Origin of the sequence: Arthrobacter sp. TB 26 (assembly GCF_000427315.1) — a bacterium.
GTDB lineage: Bacteria > Actinomycetota > Actinomycetes > Actinomycetales > Micrococcaceae > Arthrobacter.
Window position 1 is genome coordinate 1 of sequence record NZ_AUPJ01000478.1, and the last position, 5,865, is coordinate 5,865.

General features: G+C 65.8%; 7 protein-coding genes and 1 pseudogene. 4 read left to right on the forward strand and 4 right to left on the reverse strand.

Annotated elements, in window-relative coordinates; translation table 11 throughout:
• Positions 1–736 (forward strand): annotated as a pseudogene (locus K789_RS24750) (HNH endonuclease); the annotation flags it as partial.
• Positions 737–896: 160 nt separating this feature from the next.
• The gene (locus tag K789_RS0118335) at positions 897–1,370 is read left to right on the forward strand and encodes a YybH family protein (protein ID WP_024368026.1); all 474 of its coding nucleotides are present in this window, start codon (positions 897–899) and stop codon (positions 1,368–1,370) included.
• 9 nt (positions 1,371–1,379) lie between these two features.
• On the opposite strand, the gene K789_RS0118340 is transcribed toward K789_RS0118335, so the two are convergent.
• Together K789_RS0118340 and K789_RS0118345 are read right to left on the reverse strand one after the other, a co-directional pair.
• Positions 1,380–1,700: a GYD domain-containing protein gene (locus K789_RS0118340; protein WP_024368027.1), complete on the reverse strand. Its 321-nt coding sequence runs from the start codon at positions 1,698–1,700 to the stop codon at positions 1,380–1,382.
• 145 nt (positions 1,701–1,845) lie between these two features.
• Positions 1,846–2,316, reverse strand: a complete 471-nt coding sequence (locus tag K789_RS0118345; protein ID WP_237739637.1) for a universal stress protein — start codon at positions 2,314–2,316, stop codon at positions 1,846–1,848.
• Positions 2,317–2,810: 494 nt separating this feature from the next.
• Here K789_RS0118345 and K789_RS26275 point away from each other — a divergent pair, with 494 nt between their 5' ends.
• Both K789_RS26275 and K789_RS0118355 read left to right on the forward strand, forming a co-directional pair.
• The gene (locus K789_RS26275; protein WP_128081670.1) at positions 2,811–3,119 is read left to right on the forward strand and encodes a hypothetical protein; all 309 of its coding nucleotides are present in this window, start codon (positions 2,811–2,813) and stop codon (positions 3,117–3,119) included.
• A 2-nt stretch (positions 3,120–3,121) separates the two neighbouring features.
• Complete coding sequence (locus K789_RS0118355) at positions 3,122–3,670, forward strand: hypothetical protein (RefSeq protein WP_024368030.1); 549 nt, start codon at positions 3,122–3,124, stop codon at positions 3,668–3,670.
• Here K789_RS0118355 and K789_RS0118360 read toward each other — a convergent pair.
• Positions 3,667–4,179 (reverse strand): mycothiol transferase, encoded by a 513-nt coding sequence (locus K789_RS0118360; RefSeq protein ID WP_024368031.1) that lies wholly within the window; start codon positions 4,177–4,179, stop codon positions 3,667–3,669. The two genes, K789_RS0118355 and K789_RS0118360, sit on opposite strands and share 4 nt — an antisense overlap.
• A 117-nt stretch (positions 4,180–4,296) precedes the next feature.
• A partial coding sequence (locus K789_RS0118365; protein ID WP_024368032.1) for a gamma-glutamyltransferase family protein occupies positions 4,297–5,865 on the reverse strand: 1,569 nt, incomplete at its 5' end.

Here is a 5,865-nt window from a genome sequence, read left to right on the forward strand (position 1 = left end):
CTGACCCGGCACGCCGACACCCTCCGCAACGCCGGGGACCCCCGCACGCGCGGGCAGCTCATGGCCGATACCCTCGTCGAACGCACCACAGGCACCCCCGGCGGGATCAGCGGCATCGAAATCCAGCTCGTCATGACCGACCGCACCCTCTTCCATGGCGACAGCGAACCCGCCCGCCTCCCCGGCTACGGCATCGTCCCCGCCGGCTGGGCCCGCGGGATGCTCACACACGCCGGACAGAACGCGGGAAGAACGGGCCTTCACCACCTGGCTCCGCCGGCTCTACACTGCCCCCGGCACCGGCGAGCTCACCGCCTTGGACTCCCGCGCCCGGTTCTTCCCGCCCGGACTCCGCCGCTTCCTGAGCGCCCGCGACGACACCTGCCGCACCCCTTACTGCGACGCCCCCATCAGACACTTCGACCACATCATCCCCTGGCACCACGGCGGCCCAACGACCCAGAACAACGGCGCCGGGCTCTGCGAAGCCTGCAACCACACCAAAGAAATCCCCGGCTGGTCCTCCCGACCACGCCCCGGACCCAGACACACCCTCGACATCACCACCCCCACCGGCCACACCTACCACTCCACCGCCCCGCCGCTGCCCGGAACCGGTGCCGGACCACCAGACCCGGACCCGGCCGCGGCCAAGAGCCCCAACCACCGCCGCGAACGCCGCCAACGGGCCCAAACGCTCCTCCGCGCCCGGACAAAAAGCCGCCTCGCAGCCTGAACAAGCCACGGTGAGGATCGCCGTTCAGCGGCTCGTGAGCACCTGCACGTTCGCCGCGGCCAATGGTCCCGCGCGCCGGTCCGGGGGCGGTCCGCGATCCCTTGCTGACACCCCACCGGGCTCCGATAATTGAAGCCGGGGGCTTGAAGGAGGTAAGACCGTGGACGATCTGAACGCATTTCTGGCAGCTGTCATGCCCCGGCTGACAGAGGCCGAAACCGCACTGCACAACGGCGACGCGGAACCACGGAAAGCCATGTGGTCAGGCAATGATCCGGTGACGCTGTTCGGTGCTGTCATGACTAAAATCGGACGCGACCGAGTGGCGCCGGCTTTTGACCATCTGGCATCCCAATTTTCGGACTGCACGTCCTTTGACTACGAAGTCATCGCGGCCGGTGCCAGCGGCGACCTTGGCTACCTTGTGGGCATCGAGCACACGACGGCGTCGATCGGCGGCGCGGAGCCACTGCCCTACGCGCTGAGGGTGACCACCGTGTTCCGGCGCGAGGACGGCGAGTGGAAGGTCATCCACCGGCATGGCGATGCCCTGCCGGACGGTGACAGCGACGCCACCCGCCTCCAGCTCAGCCGGTTCGAAGAGTTGGACAGCAGCCCGGACGACGCCAAATAGCTGGCCGACCTACTGCCCGGGGGCCCGGTAGGACGGGGTCTTCTTTGCTGCTTCGTCAAGGTCCTCCGGCGTCATCAGCGGCTTCAGACGCACGTTGACGGAGCCTGTGGCATTGATCATGAGGGAAAGGGCCGCGGCGTCTGCCGGCCCCGGAACCTCGAAGACCCCCAGCACGTCGGTCTCCCCGAAGGCGTAGTAGAAGCACTCGAGCGAGCCTCCTACGGATTTGAGCGCTTCGACGAGCGCATCGCGGCGCTTCGTGCCACCTTCGCGCATGAGGCCTTTGATGCCCTCTCCCACGTAGTTCGCTTCAAACAGATACTTGGCCATGGTCTTTCCCGTCCCGTACTGTCCAGGACCCGGGCATCGGAAGATGTGTCTGAACCCGTGAGGGCAGGTCCCGGAGTTGGTCCCCAGAGTGGGGCTGCAGCCACATCGTAGGCCGTCCCCCGAAACGTTACAACGGCTGCCGCCCTCACGAGGCCTTGGGGCGGACGACAAGGACGGGGCACGGGGCATGATTGACGATCTGCGTCGCCACCGAGCCCAGGTGCAGACCGGGAAATCCGCCGTGACCGCGCGAACCAACCACCACGAGATCCGCCCCTTGGGCGGCGTCCAGAAGGGCTGACGCCGCCGAATCGTTGTGGACGATCTCGCCGGTGGCAGACACCCCCTCATCCTCAGCGGCCTTCAGTGCCGCAGCCTGCAACGTCTCAGCTGCTTGCCGCGGAGAATCTTCCGTCACGACTTCGCCGGCGGCCGTTTCCAGCAGCGCCGGATACCAGGCGAGCGGCGGTTTGCTCCAGGCCGTGATGAGACGAATCTCGCCGCTGCGCTGTTTGGCCTCGTCAATACCCCACCTCAGGGCATTTCGGGAATTCTCGGAACCGTCAAAACCAACCACAATCACGAACGAACCTGTACTGGTCATTTGTTTTTCCATTCCCTAGCCTCAGTGAGCAGCCTGGACCTTTTAGTGTCTGCGAGCGCGAAAGTCAGTGTCAAGGTGCGCACGATTGCCCCGGCGCTCCTCGTTCCAGGAACCAACGGGGGACGGACCCTATGACAACGCGCCCGGAGCCTCTATTCTCTTGCCATGAGAGTTGGGGGCACCATTCGGCGAGGGAAGTCGCACCGCCCTGGGCGGGATTGCGTGGGCATCGCGGCACCACAGCGTGCGAGCGTCACATGAACGCCGACGGCACCCGGCCTCATGATAACTACGACTCATTCCTGTCGAGGCTGGACGCCGCAACAACAAGCCTGAGCACACGGGCGGGCTCGTTGGACAAGGCCCTGGCTGCCGTATCTTTGCTCGTGGAACCCCACGAATCCGCCGTCCGAGAATGGGAACGACGCCGTCATTACGTCAGTGGGCAGCTCGCCACGCACTCCGGGTCGCCAGAGTCGTACACCGCACTCCGCGAGCTCCACGACATGGCGATTCAGATGGAATCCATGCTTCGCGGCCGCGTCCAGCGCGTCACGGACAAACTTTCGGTCATGCAAGGGCGTCGCGAGGCGATCGACAAGTCGCTGCTGGAGCTTGAACTGAGCCGGGTGAAGTTGAATTCGTCCCGGATGCTTGCCCAGGACCGCGAGAAGTTAAGCAGCATCTTTTCTGCACTCACCGGCGCAACCGTTGCCACCTCAGCACTGCCGGACATGGGCCTGCTGAGCGATCTCAAAGAAGCACGCGAGGCAGTCATCCTGGCCGAAGCACTGATCGAAGTGAAGGGGTACTAACCATGGAAAATCCACTGCACGCCCAGCCCCGCAGGAGCACCGTGGCCCTTGTGCGATGGTCAAAGACGCCGGGCGACAATCCCGTGGTCAGGTTCGTGATCCTCAGTGTCCTGGGTCTGATTCTCTGCCTGTTCCTGATGATCTTTATGTCCGGTCTCAGAAGTTTGAGTGCTGTTGCACTGTTTATGGTCGTGTTTCCGGCCATTCTTACGGTACCCACCGTCTCAAATCAGCGAACCTTCATGCAGGGCCTGACCAAGAGGATTAACGACACCATCGCCGAGGTGACCAACACACGTGACGACCAATTGTCGGTCAAGGAATTGCGGCGACTGGTCAGCAGCGGCGAGCGGCTGCCGCTCGCCGTGAGCGGGGTCCCCGGGCTCAACCTGCACGTGGAACGGGTTGCATCGGTGGCGAAGAATACCCCGGAGAAATGGTTTGCGGTGTTCACCGTCGAGCCTCCGGAGAGCGGGACCGCGAGTTTCGACCGCTTGGTTGCCGCGGCCATTGACGCCGACGCCGGCACTCGCGGCACCGGCGTGCCCTAGTCTGCGCGGGCGGGGTTCAGGCCCCTGGCGTAGGCGGCCTGACCCACGTGCTGGAGGCAATCGGCAATAGTGCTGACCAGCCGCACTCCGAGCGTGACAGGTGGATCCCAGCGGGTGTCGACGATGCGGTCAAAGTCCGCGTCGGCGAGGGTTTCCAGGAACGTCACTGTCTGCCGGTGAACGGCGTCGTAGTATTCGACCAGCAGCTCCGGCGGGACCTTCACAGCGTCCACCTTCTCTGTTGAATGGCCGTAGCCAGTGTCGCGTTCGGGCAACGGCAAATTGAAGCGGCCCGCGAAACCCTGCGCGGTCCAGACCTGTTCCAGGCCGGCGGCGGAGGCGAGCTGCGCGTCCTCCACCCGGCCGAGATGCCAGATCAGCCACGCCATCGAGTTTCCGTTGCCCGCAGGCCGCCGGAGCAGGGTTTCGCCGTCGACCCCGTCAAGAGTGGCGGCCACGGTCTCGCGGATCCGGCCGAAGGCGTCCAGCAGCAGGTCGTTGGATTGCATCGAGTCTCCTCACTCTGCTTTTTCGGTGTGCCCCCATGCTTGCATGGATGCAGCACCACGAGATAGGTCGCTCTCCCGTCTTTGTGAGTCCCGGCACCTGACACTCCCCGGCGCGTTTCATGGCCTCGGCGCCGGGTTGAGTACCATCGCCGATCCGCCGCCGCGTCTCACGGGTTCGGCGGCGGCGACCATTCCGCCGTCGGGCGCGAACTCGATGGCGGTTGCGGCACCGATCTCCGCTGCCGAGGTGAACGCATCACCCGACGCCGTGAACTGATGGCCGTACAGCATTGCCAACTCGGTCCCGTATGCGTCGATGAACGCCGGCTCGGCCGTGACAGTTTTGGTGTTCCGTTGCGACGCACGCGGTGCCGCAATGGCCTCGGAGATGGTCATGCCCATGTCCACCCGGTTCAGGATCGTCTGCAGGACGGTGGTGATGATCGTCGATCCGCCGGGCGAGCCGAGTGCGNGCTTGCCCTCCCTGAGGATGATGGTCGGGGCCATGGACGAGCGCGGACGCTTGCCCGCCTGGATACGGTTCGGGTCCGTCTCGCTATACACGGTGGAGAAGTCGGTGAGTTCGTTATTGAGCAGGAAGCCGCGGCCGGGGACCACCATGCCGGACCCGCCGGTCTGCTCGATCGTGAGCGTGTACTCGACCACGTTCCCCCATTTGTCCGCGACCGTCATATTGGTGGTCGAGATGTTCTCGGTGTCCTTCTCGTCGGCCGGTGCCACGGCGGCAGCCGGGCACACGCCGTCGTACGTTGAGACGTTCCCCGGGGCGACGGGCTTCACCGCCGCGTGCAGCGGGTCGATCCGGCAGGCGCGCTCCTTGCCGAACAGCGGGTCGGTGAGCGCGGCGGTGGGGACGCTGCCGAACGCGGGGTCGCCCACGTACTTGCCGCGGTCCGCGAAGGCCAGCGCGCTCGCCTCAAGGTAGTGATGCAGGGCGCCGGGCGTGGACTGCTCGGAGAGATTGGACGGCGCCAGGATGTTCAGCGCCTCCCCCACCGTGGTGCCGCCGCTGCTGGACGGCGCCATGCCGTAGACGTCCAGGCCTCGGTAGTCCACATGCGTCGGCGCCTGATCCAGGGGACGGTATGCGGCGAGATCCGCCGTCGTCAGGGAACCGGCCGGGACAGGCAGCGGTGTCGTGGCAGTCTTGGGCGGGGCCTGGACCGTAGCCGCGATCTCGGCCGCGAGGGGGCCACCGTAGAAGCTGCCCGTCCCGCTCTTGGCGAGGAGCCGGTAGGTCTCGGCGAGGTCGTGGTTCTGGAAAACACTGCCGACGGCGGGAGCGTCCCCGCCGGGCAGGAAGAGATTGCTCGTCGAGGTGAAGGCCGCGAACCGGGACCTGTTGTCGAGGGTCTGCTGGCGGAACGTCTCGTCGACCACAAAGCCGCGGGTCGCCACCTTGATAGCCGGCTTGAGGGCGTCGCCGAGGCTGACAGTGCCCCACCGGTCGAGGGCCCGCTGCCAGGTGGCCGGTGTGCCGGGGACGCCAACGGAGACGCCGCTCGTGACAAGGTCCGGCGTGAAGGGGTACGGCTGGCTGGTCTCCGGGTCGATGAACGCGTCGTGCTGCATTCCTGCCGGCGCGGTCTCGCGGCCGTCGATGGTGCCCACCTCGCCCGTCTTTGCGTCATAGAACACGAAGTAGCCGCCACCGCCGATCCCGGC

Coding starts and splice junctions, on each gene's coding strand:
- K789_RS0118360 (WP_024368031.1), bottom strand. CDS start 4,179: ATGCAATCCAACGACCTGCTGCTGGACGCCTTCGGCCGGATCCGCGAG.
- K789_RS26275 (WP_128081670.1), top strand. CDS start 2,811: ATGGCGATTCAGATGGAATCCATGCTTCGCGGCCGCGTCCAGCGCGTC.
- K789_RS0118355 (WP_024368030.1), top strand. CDS start 3,122: ATGGAAAATCCACTGCACGCCCAGCCCCGCAGGAGCACCGTGGCCCTT.
- K789_RS0118340 (WP_024368027.1), bottom strand. CDS start 1,700: ATGGCCAAGTATCTGTTTGAAGCGAACTACGTGGGAGAGGGCATCAAA.
- K789_RS0118345 (WP_237739637.1), bottom strand. CDS start 2,316: ATGGAAAAACAAATGACCAGTACAGGTTCGTTCGTGATTGTGGTTGGT.